The sequence below is a fragment of the Pseudocoprococcus catus genome, from assembly GCF_019734885.1.
Lineage (GTDB): Bacteria > Bacillota > Clostridia > Lachnospirales > Lachnospiraceae > Coprococcus_A > Coprococcus_A catus.
Map to the genome: position 1 here is coordinate 16,160 of NZ_JAAXCM010000042.1, position 19,172 is coordinate 35,331.

Consider the following 19,172-nt stretch of genomic DNA (forward strand, 5'->3'; position numbering starts at 1 on the left):
TCGATTATATCAATTTTTATATTTATACGCAATATGTAAAACCAGTATTTTCACATTAATCACGAATTGCTATTTCTGACAAATGTTCATCCGAAACGACTTCTTTTATTAGTTCAAAATATGTTTTTTGCAATTCATATTCCGACAATTTTACCATATAATCCTTGGATTGTTGTTTTTCAAAATCCTTGTCCCTTGCAACTTGTAATATCTGAATAGCATTTAACAATTTTTCGCTTGGCTCTATATTATTATCTTTAAAATCATCAATTCCACCATACATATCATCATATGCATACTGATAATCCATACACTGAACTGCCAAATCTACTATCTCTTTATCAATTTGTTTTTTTGCACTTTCCATATAACTAATTGCATAATTCTTCTGATAAAGATTATCAGCATATTCCCTGAGTCCTTTTATAAACTCAGGAAAACTTTTTGCATTCAATAAAAACTTCATGGTAGCGCTAATCTCTTTTGATTGATATTTTCCAAAAGGTCTAACACTTTTTCCAGAAACAATAGATTGCATAGCTTTGCCAGTCTCTTTATCTATTCCTATAGTCTGGCAGGCTTTTTCCATATCAAATTTTTCAAAATCCGTTTCCCCTGTAAGATAACCTACTGTAACACCGAAAAAATCTGCAATATTCAACATACTTTCATATGACGGAAACCCAATTTCTTTTTCGATTTTTTCATCTTGTTCCTTTTTTCCTATATTTATCTTATTCCCCACACGGAGCCAACGACTAATATTAGCCTGTGTTCCACCTCCATACTTACTCTTGTACTCTTTTAAAAAACTTTCCTGCGTATATCTGCGTTCTTTCATTAGATGATTCAATCTATCACACCAAATTTTTGCTTTTCCCTTATGTATATCTTTCATAATATATTTTCTCTATTTTAATGTTTAAATTACATCATTTATATACAACTTGTGATATTTACATTTTCAAACTTATCATATAGAATTGAAACTGTCAATAAATAACTGCAGACACATATTAGAACAATTTATTTTATAAAAATTCAAAGGAGGTTCCCATGAACACAAACATCCACCAGTCACATTTATCCACTACAGATTCCTTACACGAAACAGGTATTGATTTTATTCAGCATAAGCCCTTAGACGCTCTAATAGACGTAGAAGAAGATTCTAAGGTAAAATACAACTCAATATTGAAACTGATTGAATCTACCTCAGATATGTCAACACAAGAGAAAATTGACGCGATGAATAAAAGCTATAACCGCAGGAGTCAAGAACATTGGCAAAATATACGAAACTTTGCTTTTGTATCTCTTGGATTATTAGGATTAGTAATTATCGCCCCTTCAACCACAAAAACAATACATAAAATAATTTCAGCATAAATTTTTTGTACTCAAAAACTCCATGCTGTCAAACGACAGCGATGGAGTTCTTCACAGATATTTCTTTAATTTTTTTTCAATGGATAAACCCATACTATTTTTATTCCCACAAATGCATAGTTAGTAGTTGCACCATAATACGTTCCCGGACAAGAAGTTCCTATCCCATTTCTCCAATCCCAAATCCATCCATACCCTTCGCAATCCGTCTTATTTTGTGCCCTTAAGCGAAACGGCTCATAAAAATAGAATTCCCCCACCTTTAAATATTCCGATCTAATTTTGCACGCACGTACATACTCTTCATCACAATATTGGTACACAGTCTTCCCATCCTCTGCTTTAAATTGTGTAAAAGTAATATTCCCAACTGTATGCTTGCAATCAGAGTAGCGTTCAATAATTAAATGATACTTACAAAGGTGATCTCCAACTACAACCTTATGATCATTTCTTAAAACAATTCTCTTAAAAACTCTCTTTGAATTTCCCAAACCTTCAAAAGTGTTCATTAAGTCTATACTCTTTGTTTTATTTGAAACGAAAGAATATAAGTCACCTGTTGGCAATTCCTTTAATTCATATGTATTCACTTTAATATTTAATTTTAACTTCGAAACAAAATCTTTATACTCCGATTTCCATTTTATGGCATCCATTTGCTGTATATCAATTGCAGCTAAATCCCAATATTCAGTTTCTTTTGCCTGCCCTACAACATCACAAAGGAAAAATTTAGAAATGTGTTTTTCTTTATTTCCTTTATATTCTGCTGTAAATAACCACTGTCGTACCATTATTTCAACGTTTAAAACTTTACCAACAGTTCTCTTAAGGACATTTTCCACACTTTCTCCAGGTTTTAAGCTTCCCTGCGGGAAGTACCAACAGTCACCGTCTTTTTCTTTGACAATTCATAATTTTCCTTGATTGTAAATAACTGCAACTATTCCTCTTTTCATACTTATATCCTCATGTATATTCAGCAAAAACACTATCTTTTATTAAACATATTGCTGTACTTTCACTTTTATCAAGTCGTATGCTGCAATTCATCAAACATTGCATGCGCAAGTGCTCCCATAATCGCACGGTATTTTCCAGCATCTTCAAACAGTTTTGTATATGTTTCCGTGCTTTCAATATAGGCTTCCTGAGCTGCATCATCAAATAATTGCGGGAAGATGTTCTTTTCAAAAATTTGACGACCATCTGTCTTAGCAGCTTTCACTAACTTTTTATTGTTCTTCAGCTTCTGATGCAATGTTGTGAGAACAACCCTGTCACCTTCAGTGAAATTTCCCATATACTGCTCATTAATCTTCTCAATCACCTGTTCCAGTGGGCTAAGGGTTTCTTCCAGTTTTACAGGTTTCTTTAACTTTGCAGGTTCATAAACGCCCTTCTCTTCTTTCACAAGCTTAATAGAACCTTCGTATGTCTTTTCCAGGTTGTAATACTCAAGTTTGACCCTGTCTCCTAATTCAAAAGGCACTGATGGATCCGCCGGAACTACTTTTGCCAGGTATGAACAGAAAATATATTCATTATGCATCTGCTTATCAAACATACGTATAATTTGTGTGATATAGCCATACCATTTTACGAATGTTCTGCAAAGCTTTCGGAACTGATATCTCTGTTCCTGATTCAAGGCATTATATCTCTGCTGAACCGGTAATAAGGCATTGGTGATAGCAGCCTGGATTTTATTTGTCTTGCGTTTATCCTCATCAAAGTAGATTTTATTGACCTTTTCAATGTCAGAGTCATCGTAAATCTTAAAATTTCGGAGCATCTTCTGGGTTTTGTAAATCAAATCTGTATTGATTTCCTGTGATAAAGATGTTTCCTGATAGAACGGCTGGAACGCTTTCAAAATATCTTCCTTGCTATTCACAAAATCAATGATAAACGTATCCTGCTTATCCGGATGAGTACGATTTAACCGGCTTAATGTCTGTACCGCTTTTACGCCGCGCAGCTTCTTATCCACGATCATTGTATGAAGCAATGGTTCATCAAATCCGGTCTGATACTTTTCAGCTACAATAAGGATATTGCCTTCGTCATGAAATACCTGCTTTGTCTGAGATTCATTTACCCCATTCAGCTTACTTTCCGTCCATTCAATATCTCTCTGGTCATCAGGATCCTTGATTGAACCTGAAAAAGCAGCCAAAATCTCCACATCCTTATAGCCATTTGATTCCAGATATCCCTTAATCTCATGATAATAACGCACTGCCGCAAGTCGCGATGATGTAACAACCATCATCTTGCCCTTGCCTTTGATTTTCTGCTTCGTCACATCCCTGAATGTCTCAACAATAATCGCTGATTTCTGCTGAATATTATATGGATGTAGTTCTTTATACTCCTTGATGGTCTTCAAAGCTTTTGACTGAGGCACATCCGGATTATCTTCTGTATTCTTTGCAATCTGGTAACAGGTTTGATAGTTTGTATAATTCTGAAGGACATCCAGAATGAACCCTTCTTCTATTGCCTGCCGCATGGAATAAATATGATACGGATGATAGGATCCATCGTTCCATTCAGTACCAAACATCTCTAATGTTGCGCTCTTTGGCGTCGCAGTAAATGCAAAGAATGACAGGTTTTTATGTTTACCATGAGAAATCATCTCACGGATCAATCGGTCATCCGTATCCAGAACCTCTTCTTCTGCTTTACCTTCAAGCTCAGCGTATTCTTTCAAAGCATCCGACACATCTGCAAGCGCAGCCTTTAACTTCATTGCAGAGGAACCGGTCTGGGAAGAATGCGCTTCATCAACAATGATTGCAAACCGTTTATTCGTCGTATCATCAACTTCTTCATAGATGACCGGGAATTTCTGTAATGTCGTAACAATGATTCTTTTTCCGGCGTTCAATGCGTCTCTTAAGTCCTTGGATGACTTTTTTTCGTCAATGGCACAGACACTTCCTAATGTATGATCAAAGCCTGTAATCGTCTCCTGCAGCTGTGCATCCAGGTTTCTTCTGTCTGTTACAATAACTACAGATGTAAAGATCGGCTCATTCTCAGCATTATGCAGTGACGCCAGTCTGTAGGCTGTCCATGCAATAGAATTTGACTTTCCTGATCCGGCAGAATGCTGTATCAGATAATTTCTTCCTGAACCATTTTCACGGACATCAGCAACCAGCTTACATACAACATCCAGCTGATGAAATCTCGGGAAAATCAGACGTTTCTTCGTCACATTCTTTCCGTCTTTCTTTTCGGTCTTCACCTCAAAGCTGATGAACTTCTGGATAATATCCAGCAAGCTATCTTTCTGTAATACGTTTTCCCAGATATAGGATGTCACATAATTATCATCTTCTGCCTGTGGATTACCTGCACCACCGTCATTTCCGGCACCGTTGGATCCCTGGTTAAATGGCAGGAAATATGTCTCCGGTCCTTTTAATTCTGTTGTCATCCATGCTTCATAAAGGTCTATTGCAAAATACGCTAAAATCCTGTGATTTAACCAGAATGCAGGCTCTCTTCGGTCACGATCATACTGCCACTGCAGTTTCGCATTATCTACATTCTGGCCGGTCAGCTGATTCTTTAATTCAATCGCAACCACTGGAATACCATTGATTGCAAGCATCATATCAACCGAATTATTGTTCTGCTCAGAGTAGTGCCATTGTCTGATGCACTGACACACATTCTGCTCATATCTTTTTACAGCAACATCATTTAACGTGGATTCCGGCTTGAAATAGCAAACCTTAAAATCCATTCCACGATGTTTAAGTCCATGTCGCATGACAGACAGCAAGCCATCCATCTGTACGGCATCTTCAAAACATTTATAAAACTTCTTGTATGGGTCAGAGTTGCACTGCTTTTCAAAACGTTGCCACATAATCGGCTGGGTTGCTTTCACAAACCCAACCAATGTATGAATATCCAACGCCATACCAGAAGATGAGGTATATCCAGCATCTGTTGCCTTTTCATATCCACCATCAGGTGAGATAAGAAAGGCTTCGATATTGGATTCAAACTGTTTTTCATTTTCAGCCATAGCTTATACCACCCTTCTTTTTCCTGTTACCACTTCGTAAATCAATGATTTCTTATATGCTTCAAGGTCATTGATAAGAGATTCTTTTTCAGCAATGAGGGAATCCATTTTAACAATCATCTTCTTAATTGTTTTTGCTAACTGTTTTTGAATTGAATAGTCAGGCAAACAAATTTCTGTATTTCTCAATGTATTCAATGATAAATTTGGAATAGTTGTGCCATTTAAGCTTAAATCAAAAGCTTCTTTGGTAACGCTATTCTCAAGACAATATCGAACATATTCTCTGCATACAGTTGGTTTTAATGTAATATATCCTGCACTTTTTCCTAATAAAATAGTCTCATTATTATACAAAGATGTATTTCCAAAATTTGCACCATTTAAAGCAATCATTACAGTATGTTCATTCAATAAACTTTTATTTTGCTTTTGATATTCTTCATTTGAAAGCATTGGACCAATCATTTTAATACTGTCTTCACCAAAAGAACCACCGTTAATAAAACGAATTGTTCCTTCATCGGAATATTCTGGTGTAGTATGTATTCCATCACCAATTTTTTCAGTAATATATTTAAGCTTCGTTCTTTTCATCTTATGAACAGTATACTTATTTATTTGACCAATTTTCAGTTTCTTGTATTCATCAATACTTACTTTTGCTTCTGCAATGATTTCATCAATTTTGGAACAAGTTTCGTCCAAATAATCGGCAATAGCTTGCTGTTCTGCAATTGATGGAAGCGGTATTTTAATACGATTCATATTACTTTGCGTCAATTTGTTAAGAATACTACCATTAATATACTCATGGTAATCAACAGAATTTAATGCATGAACCAAATAAGAATCAACAATACTATCTTTCGTTCTTAATACATGAATATGATTATTAACCCATACTTTTCCATCTATCAAATGACTTACTGGACGAAAATCATCAAAAAATGGAGCACCATCTTCCCCCAATAAAACAAGCTTTTCATCAAAAATGTAATCATCTACATAATCCATAATTCTGCCTGCACCCCAATATGGGTATATTCCTGATTTACGCAAAGAAGCATCTATTGGAACTCGCTTGCCATCTAAACAATCCGTACAATATTTCAATTGAACAATTTTCCAGGTTCTTGGAATTAACCCTACATATTTAACCCCACTATCTTTCATTTCTGTTTCAGGTCTAATCATTGCCATAATCATTCACCCCCGAACAAATCATGCAATTTTGCCATCAAACTCTTTTCATATTCTTCAATACGCGCTGCTATTTTCTCTGATGGTTCAATCTGCTGATACTCATAAAATGTTCTGGTGAACGGGATTTCATATCCGACCTTTATTTTTGACTTATCAATCCATGCCTGTGGATTATACGGAATGACTTCACGCTCAAAATAAGCATCAATATCTTCTGCCAATGGCACATTCTCAGTGTCACGCTTTGATGTATCCGCTACCGGCTTATTTTTCTTCATAATAATATTTCCATTTTCGTCCGTCTGAGGTGTCTCAACTACAATCTTGTTATAACCAAAATCAACAGCATCCATAACCTTGCTTTTTACAACAATTGAACTACCATTCTCATCAACGCCTTCATAGTTTTTATCTACATAAGCGCCATATGCCTTAACGATTAAATCCCGGCAAGCCTTTGTAATATCTACGTTCTTTGAACCGATATTCTTGCGTCTTGCTGAGCAACATTTGGATGCATCAATCAACTGTACTTTTCCCAGATGCTCCTCTGGTCTGTTTTTCATGACAAGCCAGATGTATGTTGCAATCCCTGTATTATAAAAGGCATTATTTGGCAGCTGCACAATTGCATCCAACCAGTCATTTTCAATCAAATATCTACGAATCTCTGACGGTCCTGAACCTGCATCGCCATTAAATAAAGACGAACCATTCTGAATAATCGCCATCTGACCATCATCTTTTAATTTTGCAAGACCATTCAGCATGAACAGAAGCTGTCCATCACCTTTTGCCGGCAATCCTGGTGCAAATCTTCCTGCTTCACCTTTCTTGAATTCCGCTGTTACTTCCTTTTCCTCACGCTTCCATGGAATACCGAAGGGCGGATTTGAAATCACATAGTCAAACTTATACCCGCTGAATTTATCATCAGATAATGTATCCCCAAACTGCATATTGTTAGGGTCACCACCACGGATAAGCATATCAGCCTTTGCAATACCGAATGTAAATGGATTGAACTCCTGACCAAATGCAGTAACGTCCGCGTCTGCATCCATCTGTTTCAGTCTTTCTTCCATACAAGTAAGCATCTGAGATGTTCCCATGGTCATATCATAGACTGTTTTGGATATTCCATCACCTTTAAAAGCTGATTCATCTCCAGCCACGAGAAGATCACTCATCAGATAGATAATGTCACGACTTGTGAAATGAGCTCCTGCTTCTTCGTTGTACGACTCAGAAAATCTACGAACAAGGTTCTCAAAAACATACCCCATATCGACGGCACTAATCTTCTCAGGTGAAAAATCACCCTTATCTGTACAGAAATCAGAAATTACCTGATACAGAAGACCGGCCTCTTCCATGTGCTTAACCTGAGCATCAAACTCCATACGTGCAAGAATGTCCTGCACATTATCAGAAAATCCACTTAAATAGGCCTTGAAATTTTCTACAATATTATCAGGATCGGCAATCAATGTCTGGAATGTAAATGGACTCGTATTATAAAATTTATAATTACCAGCCGCTTTTCTCAAAAAGCCATCTTTTACAGCCAGCTTTTCAACTCTTTTGTATGTATCAAGAACTGCCTGATGTGTCGGCAGCAAACAATCATGAAAACGCTTGATGACTGTCATTGGCAAAATAACCAGACCATATTCATGTGGTTTATATGCACCTACAAGATCATCCGCAACAGACCATATAAGAGTTGCTGTATCGTTGGAATTCTTACCAACATTTGTAATTAAATCGTTACTACTCATCGTATCCTTCTCCTTTTTCAATTGATCCTTTATTTATTAATACACATTATACTATTTTCTACACTACTCTGATTTTAACAAGTATTCTGCTTATTACTCATTATAACAGCCTAGCTGTCCATTTTATCGGACTTCTATGCTATTTTTTTCATTTCAATCATTTCTGTCAATTTAGATCTAAAATCTGACTTTGTTATTTTTAATCCATTAGAACCAAGCCTTACAACTGGAGGATATCCTTCTTCAGCTTCTATCGCCGAAATAACACTGCTATAATCACCTTTTCCAGAACCACTGTGCGGCATTGGTCCTACCATTAATAGGCTATATGTTGGCTGCCATTGCATCTTTCGAAAATTAAAAGTTTTTGCATCTTCATACTCCAAATGCAACTCAAAACGATTTTTATCCAATCCAAGCTGTTTAGCAACTGACAAAAGTGCTTCAACTTTCACATCAGACTGACCAATGACAACAATCTTACCCGTTTTGTAAACTTCATATCCAGATTCTTTCTGAAGAAGATGTTCCATCCCCAGTAATTCAATGAACTCCTCTAGCTGTCCAGAACGATTCAATTTTGAAAGCGCAGCCGTTAAATATTCATCCAGCTCTGCTTTAATATTATCTTCCAATTCTAAAAGTTCTTCTATACTTAACATGTATTTATTCACTCTCCTCATCAAAAATATGATGAAGCTTGTTTAGCGCTTTCTCCAAACGCAACTTAATAACTGCAATTTCATCCATTGTTGCCCGATATTTTTCAGCAATTCGATTCTGTTCCTCTATAGGTGGCAGCGGAATTTCAACTTTTTTTAACTTATCAACACCAATGTTTGGTAACACAGCTCCCACTGTAATACTTTTTAGAACGGTATATCCCTGTTCACTATCAAAGAAAGCCTTAATATAATACGGATTTGCCTTTTTCTCATCCAGTTCAATGATATACAGATTACCATTTGCCAAAATCTTCTGGTTCTTCTGAACAGACGCAACAGCAACCTTATACGGTAAGCCATTTTTAGAAAGGATCAGGGAATTATTCTTTAGGCAATACTTTTCATATTTCTGATCAATATAAGAGAGATATGGCAATTTATCATCAATCACTCCATTTCTGATATTCGCCAGCATAAGATACTGCATATTTGTCACGCAATCCGAAACCATTTCATCTAACTGCTTAGCTGTGCAAGGGGCTCCCCTGGAAATGCGCTTAATAACACTTTCAAACGGAACACCATTTTCAAACCTCAAATCTCCTGCTGCGTAACGACTAAGATTCAAATTGTATTCATTCTTTCTAAGTTCTTCAATAGAAATATCTTTACTGTATTCATGATCAACGGTAAGCGCATCAATAATTAAATCAATATCCTTATCACTGAATTCATTTTGACGACGTCCCTGTTGAAAATGTTTAGTCGCATCAATCATTCGTACTCCTTGATTACCATGACTCATAACAATCAATGTTGTCGGAATCATTGTACTAGAAAACATTCTTTCTGGAAGGGCAATAACACATTCAACTAAACCATTTTCAACAAAATACTTTCTCATAGGAATATCAATGCTGTTCCATGTGCTTCCATTAGTCATAATTGCAACTGCTTTTCCATTGTCCTTCAGCATGTCGAAAATTAATGAATTGAATATCCAATCTGAAGAGGTAACTTTTGAAATTCCCGGATACTGTTCGACAAGCTTCTTCAAATATTCCATCCCTGCCCCTAAATGTCTAAGTTTCAATCCAAACGGATAATTTGCAAAAATTTTATCATATTTTGGCATTTTCTTGACATCGGCCACACTAAACACATCACATAAACTAATATCTATATGTGAATTTAAAAGTTCTGCCCTAATCATTACAGCTGTCTTGTTTACAACATTAAGCTCATACCCCTGATATATAGCCTCTGGTTCTTCCATAGCAGCAGATACAATATAACTTCCACTTCCACAACACACATCAGCTACATTTTCCCCTGCTTTTACATCCAATAGTTTATTAGACAATTTTATAATAGAACTTGGCGTGCTTACTTCAAGTTTAGGTTCAAGATCAGGTAAAGGTTTCAAGACAGCTAGTGCAAATTCTTCTGTAGAATATTTTTTTAACATCTGAAGCAGACATTCCCATAATTTATTATTTAAAACTTCTCGCACTAAAAGCATAATTTCCTCATTTGTTTCAATTACTCCGCTCATAATTGTCTGAATAGAAACATTGGACGGATCTGCTTGCGAGCTCGCTTTATAAAGTAAATACGGAACTAATGGAAAAATTTCATGTGTAGGTATTCCGATTCTACGACAAGTATTAGCTATTTCCCAATTAATCTCTTCAGCTTTTTTCTGATTTTCTAATTTTTCATATACTTCTTTTGTTACAAAAGGCATTTCGCATCCTCCTTTTGGTTTTTAATAACCATCATTAGTTCTTAATTTCATTATACCACCTACTTTAACTTTGTAAATGGTTTTTAATAACCATTTTTTAAATAAAAATGACACCCGAAAACTGTCAGGTGCCATAATATAATCATTTCCTCTATAAATTTTTAATATCAAAAATCAATGCATCTATAGGTACATGCATCAATCGACTCAACGCATACAGATTATCGACCGTCGGCACGCTGACTCCAGCCATCCACCGGTAAACAGTCTGCACACAGGCTAGCCCCAGATATTCCTGTACATCTCTGGCAGTCAATCCCCTCTCCTGCATATATCTTTTTAAGGTGCTGCCAATTTTCTTTTTATCAATAACCGGATACTCAAAATCCAAAAACTCTCCTCCTAAGCTCTTTGTTCGAAATTAGTGAAAGATATCTTCTTATCGTCATTCTTGCCTTGTTTCGTTTCAAATCCGAATATGTCATTGTCCATCCGTATCTAAGTTTCTTTTTCCCATTGGCTAATGACTCTTTATCAAAAATAACGCTGCCTTCTTTCAGCATATCCGGATCATGGATCATATCATGAAAAATACGCCACAGGATATGATACCTGACGTCTGATATATTATCCATCGTTTCCTCTAAAAACCCTGAGAATGCCCGGATATTAACATAATTACGGTCCGCAAATAAAAGATCATCTACAATGTATCGCATCAGCTTCGGTATCTGCTGCCACTCCGCCACATATTCATCAAACTGCTTTCTAAGTCCCGAAAACCACTTTTCAACATCATCAGAAATTTCTATATCACCCTCCGGCGTCCAATAATAGAGCATATCATCCGGACTCTCATTAACAAATTCGGCAGTTGAAATACCGCTGATCAGCAAACTCTGTTTTTCACTCCAAAGATTTTCTGAAAATATCCGACTCTTGTTCATGCCGGCAACCAGTGCATAAAGTTCCCAAAAATCCTTACCATACATCTCACTGATCTTTTTAATCGCAAACGCATAGCTGCCGCTTAATCTCACCCAGAACAATATCTCCATAATGCCTTGATCTTCCTGGTCTCCTACCGTCCCGGTTTCAACCATGGTTCTCATCTTTTTCATGAGATAATCGACCTGTCCATCATCATCCAGACTGCTATTTCCCTTAAATTTTTCCAGACTCCTTACGGTATTTTTAATGCATTCCGGATAGTTTACACCCGCTTTCTTACTGTTCTCTTTATCTAAAGCATTTTTCAGCTGTTCCAAAGCCCTGGCTGTTCCATGTACAACCGCAATAGCATCGATAACACTTTCCAGATAATATCCGCTGCATATCAATTCATTATAACTGTAATAAATTTCCGGATAAGACCTTTCCTCCTCATGCAGCATCTCAATCAGCTTCATCAAATCCTTTTCCGGCAACTGATAGGTTGTTCCAAATAGATTCTTGAACCATTGCAGATATTGCCATGGCGGTACCAGTTCGTTATTATAAACAACAAACGATGGTTCCTGCATATACAACATCTGCAGCATATATGCCGCCTCTATAGCACGCGCAAAGTTCCGCCAGCCAACCTTTTCTGAGTAAACGCCACCGTTTTTGTTGTAATATCCTGCGTTTTCCCATACATCATCTTCAAAATAATTATAGAAGAATGTTGTATAACCGTTCTCGATCCGAACAGGCCTCAATGCACGAATTCCTTTGCCAAATAAAGTCAGATGTTCCTGTTCCATCATACCTGCTGCATTAAACACCTTCTCCAGCCTTTCTTCAAATTCCAGTCGTTTCTCTTCAATAATGTCCGCATCATCTCTTGCAATCATATACACAAATGATCCCATTCTTATTCCCCCTTCTCTAACTCAACATCTTTTCTCGTTCATCTGCGCCATACAAAAACATGAGCACATGAGCCTCGTAGTCATCGTCCCATATGGCATTCAGCATTGCCTCAAAATCCGCTTCCATAACATTGCCATGAACGTATTTTTCTCTGAAAGAATCAACTGCCTGCGCACGATCTTTTTCAAGTGTCCACTTAGATTCATCTTTTCTGAATCGCATGTAAAACATTTCTTGGTTTCGTTCAAAATAATCACGCATGAACGCCTCATTCATAGAATATCTCCCCTTTCTCGTATATATTCCACACGAGTATTATAGTTTCTCTGTATCATAAAAGGGTTGCACAGCATGCAACCCAACTTGAATTTTATTCTAATTTCTATTTTGTTCCTTTATTCCCCAATGGCTGATACCCTGCTTCATACAGACGGATGTCCAGCTCCACAACGCTGTATTTTCCAGCAGATATGCACTCCTTAATGATATCTTCTCTTTCTTTTTCTAGGTCAGTTAAGTGATACTGAGACGCCATGCACAATCCGCAGGATGAAAACAATTCATCTGTCTCATCCATTGTCAGTTCCAGGGCCATCGCTAATGACCACAGATAATCCCGTTTCGGAGGGATCACTTCATTCTTTATTCGTGACAGTGTCGATTTGTGAAGATTTGCTTTTGCTGCAATTGTTGCATCACGCTGGCCCTTTTTTAAACTCTCATATGTTTCCCTAAAACTCTTCATGTCTACCGCCCCTTTCTGTCCTTACATTACCAAAAACAGAAGAAGCTTAATTTTTTCAAAAATTGGAAGATTGCATGATATGCAACCGAAACAATCCATATTAAATATACAATGTTATATATACTGTTTAACCGGCTATGAAAGGAGTTTTCTATGATTCAATTATCCGATTATCTGACAACACAAGATCCTCACGTTAACGAATTGGTTTCAAAATTCATCTCAAAAAGATTATATGATATCATCAAACCCATGACTGATTATGACATTGACGGTTTGAAACACTTTTTTCCTGCAAGGTACAGACACAAGAAAATGCTGCCTGTTATTAATGATTTTTGTTCTTTGCTCAAGAGTGAAAATTTCTACCCTCTACCGCTGATCATGAAATATGTTCTTTTTAAAGCATTACTGGAAGAAATCAGTTACTGCGAGGAATTCGATATTCCAACCATTTCGGCTATTCCGCAACATGATGAAATTAAAGAAATTTTACAAAAAGATGGTCATGAACTTGAATCCGAATCACTTGAAGAATTTTTTATGTTTGTAGAAGATTTAGAAATGTATACTGAAAGCCTTTACGATGACTGGGATTTTGAGTTTTTAGACGATATGACAGAACTGCAGCTTTACAAATCTGACACCAACAGTTATCTTGGAATTGGAACCAAAGCATCTATCGTTTATGTACCCGGATCCGTGGCTTACTAAGCATAATATAGAATGAAAGGTTGGTTGACATGGGATTAATTCATACTGATTCAAAGACATTAACAAAAGTTCAAGGAAGTTCTGTTGGCATTCAGCCAAAATGCTATGATAACGGCTATTGGTACAAAAAGAACATTTATGGATGCTAAGACCAATCCGAACATCTTGCTTCCCTGGTTCTCATGCACTCAAATATCACCAATTACGTTTTTTATACAACTTGCACAATTGATGATGTTCCAGGATGTGTGTCAAGAAATTTTCTTCTTGACAACGAATCGTTTTTGAGCTTCCAAAGACTGCATGAACTAGTTCAAGGCGAAACTTCACTGGACAATATCATGCAAACCTATGATACCTGTGCTGAACGGATCAATTACATAGAGGAATTCCTATATGATACCCTCGAATACGATTGTTCAGAATATCTCTCACAGGTTCTATCTCTGGATGCTCTATTATTGAATCCTGATCGACATTTTAACAACCTTGGAGTTATTATCAATAATCAAACTGGATGTTGCCGCACAGCCCCTATATTTGACAATGGAGCGGCTTTGCTAAGCAACTATAGGGATTATCCTTCAGACATTCCGTTTGAAGAGCACATTCAACATGTACTTGCCCAGCCTTTTAGCGGAAATTTCATTGAGCAGGCAGAAGAAGCGGGTATTGGGTTTCAATTAGATTATAATGGCTTGTACACCAAATTGTTATTTGAACCGCCTTCCAGAGCATTGGATGTATTATATTATCAGCTGGAACAGATGAAGTATATCATCCCTGTTCTTGAAGCACCCAAAATCCCATTTATTAACTACGACAGCCCGATACAAGACATATAATCCTATATTCAATAAAGATTACCTTTAAAATAAATCACTGCTTATAAACCAAAAGACGGCTATCACAGTTTTACCTGCAATAGTCGTCTTTTTATCTCTGTTTTCAATTTTCCCTTTACCAATACATTTTTAAAGAAAAACTGTTTTGCCTATATTATTCTGTATCCATTCAAGATACTCCCGTTTTGGTATACGATAAGTGTTCCCTATCTTAATTTTAGGAAAAGAGTCAATTTTTATAAGCTGGTATACCCTGTTTCTCCCGAGCTGCAAATGTTCTTGAACATCTTTAATTGTCAGTAACTTTTCCATATCATCCATATTTGTGCCTTTCTGCATTATATACTGACTAACAATACCCTTCATATTTATTTTAGCATATATTACGGCTCGCGTATTGAACTTATCGTTCAATTTTGAATGCACAGTTCATAGTAAAAAACAAAAGGCATCCTCTATAAGCAGCTCTATATCTGCTTATAAAGAATACCTTTTCAAGGTAACATTATATATTCAAGCTATAATTTAACTTTTCAAAATATACTTTGAAAATATATTCAAACTATAATTTAAACTTTTTAAATGTAATCTCAGAATATATTCAAAATAAGATTTAAGTTGCTCTCATTCTGCTAAGAATATATTCAAGGTATCATTTATATATTCAAAGTATAATTTAAGATTTACAATATTATTAAAAATATTATAAATGCATCACTCTGGCATTAATTTCCTTTGTCTTGCCAACATTCCAGAAATTCTCACCAAGATACCCGCATGTACGTCTTGTAACGTTCATCTTGGAATGATCCTTATTGCCGCACTGAGGGCATTCCCATTCGAGATCATCGTTAATCTTGATCTCACCATCATAACCGCAGACATGGCAGTAATCAGACTTGGTATTAAACTCTGCATACTGGATATTGTCATAGATAAACTTGACAACTTCCTCCAATGCCTCCAGATTATGTCTCATATTCGGAATCTCCACATAAGAAATGGATCCGCCGGAGGAAATCTTCTGGAACTGACTCTCAAATGAGAATTTGCTGAATGCATCAATCTTCTCTCTGACATCCACATGATAAGAGTTTGTATAATATCCTTTATCCGTAATATTTTTGATCTCACCGAACTTCTCAAGATCAATTCTCGCAAAACGATAACAAAGAGATTCTGCCGGTGTACCATAGAGACTGAAACCGATATTCGTTTCGTCACGCCATCTGTCTGCAGCTTCCTTCATATGATTCATGACACGAAGTGCAAACTCCTCGCCCACAGGGTCTGTATGACTAACACCCTTCATCAGCTTCGTCACTTCATAAAGGCCGATATATCCAAGAGACATCGTTGAATAACCGCCATACAAAAGCGGATCAATCTTCTCTCCCTTGTCCAGACGGGCAATTGCGCCATACTGCCAATGAATAGGACTAACATCCGACAATGTTCCTTTTAATGCATTATGGCGGCACATAAGTGCCTCAAAACACAATTCCAGACGTTCATCCATCAGTTTCCAGAATACTTCCTCATTGCCTTTAGCCAAAATACCGATCTGAGGCAAATTAATACTGACAACTCCCTGATTAAAACGCCCCTCAAATTTGTAATTACCATTCTCATCCTTCCAAGGAGACAGGAAACTTCGACATCCCATGCAGCTGAAAACATTTCCTTCATAATTCTCACGCATCTTCTTCGCTGAAATGTAATCAGGATACATACGCTTTGCAGAACATTTAACTGCCAACTTCGTAATATAATCGTATTTGCCGCCTTTTAAACAATTGTTCTCATCCAGAACATAAATCAATTTCGGGAAAGCCGGTGTCACATAGACGCCTTTCTCATTCTTGATGCCTTCAAGACGCTGTCTGAGAATCTCCTCGACAATCATGGCATTCTCTTCAATGTATTCATTTTTCTCATCCAGATTCAGGAAAAGTGTTACAAAAGGAGACTGGCCGTTGGTTGTCATCAATGTATTGATCTGGTACTGAATGGTCTGTACACCGGATTTCAACTCATCCTTCAAACGATCCTGAACCAGCTTCTCAATGGTTTCATCATCAAATTCATCACCAAAATGAGCTCTGTAAGCCTTCTCATACTTATCATGACTCTTACGCAGATACTTGCCAAGATGCTTCAAATCAACTGACTGACCACCGTACTGGCTGCTGGCAACAGCAGAAATAATCTGAGTCATAACTGTACAGGCTACCTGAAAACTCTTAGGACTCTCAATTAACTTGCCATTCATAACTGTGCCATTGTCCAGCATGTCCTGAATATTGATCAGACAACAGTTAAAAATCGGCTGCACAAAATAATCCGCATCATGGAAATGAAGAATACCATCTTCATGGGCCTTCGCAATCTTCTCCGGGAGCAGAAGACGCTTCGTCAAGTCCTTCGAAACTTCACCCGCGATCAAATCTCTCTGCGTAGAAGCTGCAGTCGCATTCTTATTAGAATTCTCCTCCATAACTTCCTTATTGCTGTTCTTGATCAAGCTGAGAATTGAATCATCCGTTGTATTCGCACGACGAACTAATTCACGTGTATAACGATAAACAATATATCGTTTTGCCAGATCATACTTTCCCAAGGCCATCAATTTCTGCTCAATGATATCCTGAATGTCCTCAACAAGAATTCTCTTTCTCTTTCTTGTCTCCACATAAGAGACAATCTCTTCGATCTCCTCATCAGAGACTCTCTCTTCTTCAGGAACCTCCTCATTGGCTTTCCCAATCGCAACTATAATCTTACTGCGGTTATAATTGACTTCCTGTCCATCCCTTTTGATAACAATCATAATGACCTTCCTCTCAATTTATAACAAACAATATCATGTTGTCCATAAGTATAAACAACGAATTAACCACAAAATATAGTAAGAACATTCGTTCTGTTTTTCAAACGTTCCGTGGACTATTATAGCACGCTTATTTCTAAAATACCATAGTAAATATTCTGAAGAATAAATATCGTCACTTTTCACGAATTTTAAAAATATTTTTATGTATAAACGAGATGAAACACACTTTGCGAGTTTCACTCGTTATCATGATATTCGGCAAAGTTTCATACAAGCATGAGCTTAGCCTCATTATCCGCGTAAATCAAAAAAAAGACTCTGAAATACATTCAGAGTCTTCTTACACAATGAGACATCCGGGGTTCGAACCCGGGACACCTAGATTAAAAGTCTAGTGCTCTACCAACTGAGCTAATATCCCATCATGCCCAGAACCGGAATCGAACCAGTGACACGAGGATTTTCAGTCCTCTGCTCTACCGACTGAGCTATCTGGGCGCATAAATAGGTAAGCGCAAGAGTGACAGAAAAGAGGATGAAAAGCTGTTGGGAGCTTGCTCACAAAAAACTCTTTAGCATCTTTTTAGTTGATTTGCATTTGCAAATCAACGATCACTGAACGAGTCGAAGACTCATGAAGTGGGCACTCTAAACTTATTCTACTTATTGAGTTGCGGGGGCCGGATTTGAACCAACAACCTTCGGGTTATGAGCCCGACGAGCTACCGGATTGCTCTACCCCGCGATATTATTTAATTGTCTGCTTAGACACATAAGTACTTGACAAACTCTTTCATTTATCAAGTACTTCAACTGGGCGGAGGTGGATTCGAACCACCGAAGCGTGTCGCAGCAGATTTACAGTCTGTCCCCTTTGGCCACTCGGGAATCCGCCCATATCTCTATATAATTGTTATATCGAGAAAAGCCGATGATCGGACTCGAACCGATAACCTGCTGATTACAAATCAGCTGCTCTGCCAATTGAGCCACATCGGCATCTATGGAACCTATAGGGCTCGAACCTATGACCCTCTGCTTGTAAGGCAGATGCTCTCCCAGCTGAGCTAAGATTCCATATAAACGACCCAGATCGGACTCGAACCGACGACCTCCGCCGTGACAGGGCGGCGCTCTAACCAACTGAGCCACTAGGCCATTAAAGGTTTGCACCTTCAAAACTGCATATCAACTAAACACATTCTTTAGAACCATTTTGGTCAAGCCCTCGACCGATTAGTAACAGTCAGCTCCGGACATTGCTGCCCTTCCACCCCTGCCCTATCTACCTCGTCGTCTTCAAGGGGTCTTACTTCTTTCGAATGAGAGATCTTATCTT

At 37.3% G+C, this 19,172-nt stretch carries 16 protein-coding genes, 7 tRNA genes and 1 rRNA gene; 3 read left to right on the forward strand and 21 right to left on the reverse strand.

Features of this window, described 5'->3' with window-relative positions; all coding sequences use genetic code 11:
- Positions 1-55: 55 nt before the first annotated feature.
- Positions 56-898, reverse strand: coding sequence for a hypothetical protein (locus tag HED67_RS12075; RefSeq protein WP_221718453.1), 843 nt, complete (start codon positions 896-898; stop codon positions 56-58).
- Positions 899-1,056: 158 nt separating this feature from the next.
- Between HED67_RS12075 and HED67_RS12080 the strand changes: the two genes are divergently transcribed.
- Positions 1,057-1,389 carry a hypothetical protein gene (locus HED67_RS12080; protein ID WP_221718454.1) on the forward strand — a complete coding sequence of 111 codons (333 nt, stop codon included), beginning with the start codon at positions 1,057-1,059 and terminating at the stop codon, positions 1,387-1,389.
- A 65-nt stretch (positions 1,390-1,454) separates the two neighbouring features.
- On the opposite strand, the gene HED67_RS12085 is transcribed toward HED67_RS12080, so the two are convergent.
- The 10 genes from HED67_RS12085 to HED67_RS12130 all read right to left on the reverse strand — a co-directional run bounded on the left by HED67_RS12085 (position 1,455) and on the right by HED67_RS12130 (position 13,441).
- On the reverse strand, positions 1,455-2,237 hold the full coding sequence (locus HED67_RS12085; RefSeq protein WP_221718455.1) for a hypothetical protein: 783 nt from the start codon (positions 2,235-2,237) through the stop codon (positions 1,455-1,457).
- A gap of 185 nt (positions 2,238-2,422) precedes the next feature.
- Positions 2,423-5,443: a type I restriction endonuclease subunit R gene (locus HED67_RS12090; RefSeq protein WP_221718456.1), complete on the reverse strand. Its 3,021-nt coding sequence runs from the start codon at positions 5,441-5,443 to the stop codon at positions 2,423-2,425.
- A 3-nt stretch (positions 5,444-5,446) separates the two neighbouring features.
- Positions 5,447-6,646, reverse strand: coding sequence for a restriction endonuclease subunit S (locus tag HED67_RS12095; RefSeq protein WP_221718457.1), 1,200 nt, complete (start codon positions 6,644-6,646; stop codon positions 5,447-5,449).
- A gap of 2 nt (positions 6,647-6,648) precedes the next feature.
- Positions 6,649-8,430 (reverse strand): type I restriction-modification system subunit M, encoded by a 1,782-nt coding sequence (locus HED67_RS12100; RefSeq protein WP_221718458.1) that lies wholly within the window; start codon positions 8,428-8,430, stop codon positions 6,649-6,651.
- 134 nt (positions 8,431-8,564) lie between these two features.
- Positions 8,565-9,092, reverse strand: a complete 528-nt coding sequence (locus tag HED67_RS12105) for a hypothetical protein (protein WP_221718459.1) — start codon at positions 9,090-9,092, stop codon at positions 8,565-8,567.
- A 4-nt stretch (positions 9,093-9,096) separates the two neighbouring features.
- Entirely contained in the window at positions 9,097-10,842 is a 1,746-nt protein-coding gene (locus HED67_RS12110; protein ID WP_221718460.1) for an N-6 DNA methylase, read from the reverse strand.
- A 151-nt stretch (positions 10,843-10,993) separates the two neighbouring features.
- Entirely contained in the window at positions 10,994-11,233 is a 240-nt protein-coding gene (locus tag HED67_RS12115) for a helix-turn-helix domain-containing protein (RefSeq protein ID WP_246612223.1), read from the reverse strand.
- Positions 11,223-12,695 (reverse strand): hypothetical protein, encoded by a 1,473-nt coding sequence (locus HED67_RS12120; RefSeq protein WP_221718461.1) that lies wholly within the window; start codon positions 12,693-12,695, stop codon positions 11,223-11,225. The genes HED67_RS12115 and HED67_RS12120 overlap by 11 nt, the downstream gene beginning before the upstream one ends.
- Before the next feature lie 16 nt (positions 12,696-12,711).
- Complete coding sequence (locus HED67_RS12125) at positions 12,712-12,972, reverse strand: hypothetical protein (RefSeq protein WP_221718462.1); 261 nt, start codon at positions 12,970-12,972, stop codon at positions 12,712-12,714.
- Between the two features lie 106 nt (positions 12,973-13,078).
- A complete protein-coding gene (locus HED67_RS12130) occupies positions 13,079-13,441 on the reverse strand; it encodes a helix-turn-helix domain-containing protein (protein WP_221718463.1) in 363 nt (120 codons plus the stop codon).
- 153 nt (positions 13,442-13,594) lie between these two features.
- Here HED67_RS12130 and HED67_RS12135 point away from each other — a divergent pair, with 153 nt between their 5' ends.
- Both HED67_RS12135 and HED67_RS12140 read left to right on the forward strand, forming a co-directional pair.
- A complete protein-coding gene (locus HED67_RS12135) occupies positions 13,595-14,155 on the forward strand; it encodes a hypothetical protein (RefSeq protein WP_221718464.1) in 561 nt (186 codons plus the stop codon).
- A 248-nt stretch (positions 14,156-14,403) separates the two neighbouring features.
- Positions 14,404-15,000 (forward strand): HipA domain-containing protein, encoded by a 597-nt coding sequence (locus HED67_RS12140; RefSeq protein WP_221718465.1) that lies wholly within the window; start codon positions 14,404-14,406, stop codon positions 14,998-15,000.
- Positions 15,001-15,129: 129 nt separating this feature from the next.
- Here the strand turns inward: HED67_RS12140 and HED67_RS17670 are convergent, their stop codons facing one another.
- The 10 genes from HED67_RS17670 to HED67_RS12190 all read right to left on the reverse strand — a co-directional run.
- A complete protein-coding gene (locus tag HED67_RS17670; RefSeq protein WP_408639821.1) occupies positions 15,130-15,366 on the reverse strand; it encodes a helix-turn-helix domain-containing protein in 237 nt (78 codons plus the stop codon).
- A 337-nt stretch (positions 15,367-15,703) separates the two neighbouring features.
- Positions 15,704-17,830: an anaerobic ribonucleoside-triphosphate reductase gene (gene nrdD, locus HED67_RS12150; RefSeq protein ID WP_215632894.1), complete on the reverse strand. Its 2,127-nt coding sequence runs from the start codon at positions 17,828-17,830 to the stop codon at positions 15,704-15,706.
- 351 nt (positions 17,831-18,181) lie between these two features.
- Positions 18,182-18,254 (reverse strand) — tRNA-Lys (locus HED67_RS12155).
- A gap of 4 nt (positions 18,255-18,258) precedes the next feature.
- Positions 18,259-18,331, reverse strand: a tRNA-Phe gene (locus tag HED67_RS12160).
- 173 nt (positions 18,332-18,504) lie between these two features.
- A tRNA-Met gene (locus HED67_RS12165) sits at positions 18,505-18,578 on the reverse strand.
- Positions 18,579-18,647: 69 nt separating this feature from the next.
- A tRNA-Tyr gene (locus HED67_RS12170) sits at positions 18,648-18,729 on the reverse strand.
- A gap of 30 nt (positions 18,730-18,759) precedes the next feature.
- A tRNA-Thr gene (locus HED67_RS12175) sits at positions 18,760-18,832 on the reverse strand.
- Between the two features lie 5 nt (positions 18,833-18,837).
- Positions 18,838-18,910 (reverse strand) — tRNA-Val (locus HED67_RS12180).
- Positions 18,911-18,917: 7 nt separating this feature from the next.
- Positions 18,918-18,991, reverse strand: a tRNA-Asp gene (locus HED67_RS12185).
- 58 nt (positions 18,992-19,049) lie between these two features.
- Positions 19,050-19,172, reverse strand: a 23S ribosomal RNA gene (locus tag HED67_RS12190); the annotation flags it as partial.

Excerpts from the sequence above, each read along its gene's own strand:
- HED67_RS12095 (WP_221718457.1), bottom strand. The coding sequence starts at position 6,646 with ATGGCAATGATTAGACCTGAAACAGAAATGAAAGATAGTGGGGTTAAA.
- HED67_RS12105 (WP_221718459.1), bottom strand. The coding sequence starts at position 9,092 with ATGTTAAGTATAGAAGAACTTTTAGAATTGGAAGATAATATTAAAGCA.
- HED67_RS12120 (WP_221718461.1), bottom strand. The coding sequence starts at position 12,695 with ATGGGATCATTTGTGTATATGATTGCAAGAGATGATGCGGACATTATT.
- HED67_RS12100 (WP_221718458.1), bottom strand. The coding sequence starts at position 8,430 with ATGAGTAGTAACGATTTAATTACAAATGTTGGTAAGAATTCCAACGAT.
- nrdD (WP_215632894.1), bottom strand. The coding sequence starts at position 17,830 with ATGATTGTTATCAAAAGGGATGGACAGGAAGTCAATTATAACCGCAGT.
- HED67_RS12110 (WP_221718460.1), bottom strand. The coding sequence starts at position 10,842 with ATGCCTTTTGTAACAAAAGAAGTATATGAAAAATTAGAAAATCAGAAA.
- HED67_RS12130 (WP_221718463.1), bottom strand. The coding sequence starts at position 13,441 with ATGAAGAGTTTTAGGGAAACATATGAGAGTTTAAAAAAGGGCCAGCGT.
- HED67_RS17670 (WP_408639821.1), bottom strand. The coding sequence starts at position 15,366 with ATGAAGGGTATTGTTAGTCAGTATATAATGCAGAAAGGCACAAATATG.
- HED67_RS12090 (WP_221718456.1), bottom strand. The coding sequence starts at position 5,443 with ATGGCTGAAAATGAAAAACAGTTTGAATCCAATATCGAAGCCTTTCTT.
- HED67_RS12135 (WP_221718464.1), top strand. The coding sequence starts at position 13,595 with ATGATTCAATTATCCGATTATCTGACAACACAAGATCCTCACGTTAAC.
- HED67_RS12075 (WP_221718453.1), bottom strand. The coding sequence starts at position 898 with ATGAAAGATATACATAAGGGAAAAGCAAAAATTTGGTGTGATAGATTG.
- HED67_RS12080 (WP_221718454.1), top strand. The coding sequence starts at position 1,057 with ATGAACACAAACATCCACCAGTCACATTTATCCACTACAGATTCCTTA.
- HED67_RS12125 (WP_221718462.1), bottom strand. The coding sequence starts at position 12,972 with ATGAATGAGGCGTTCATGCGTGATTATTTTGAACGAAACCAAGAAATG.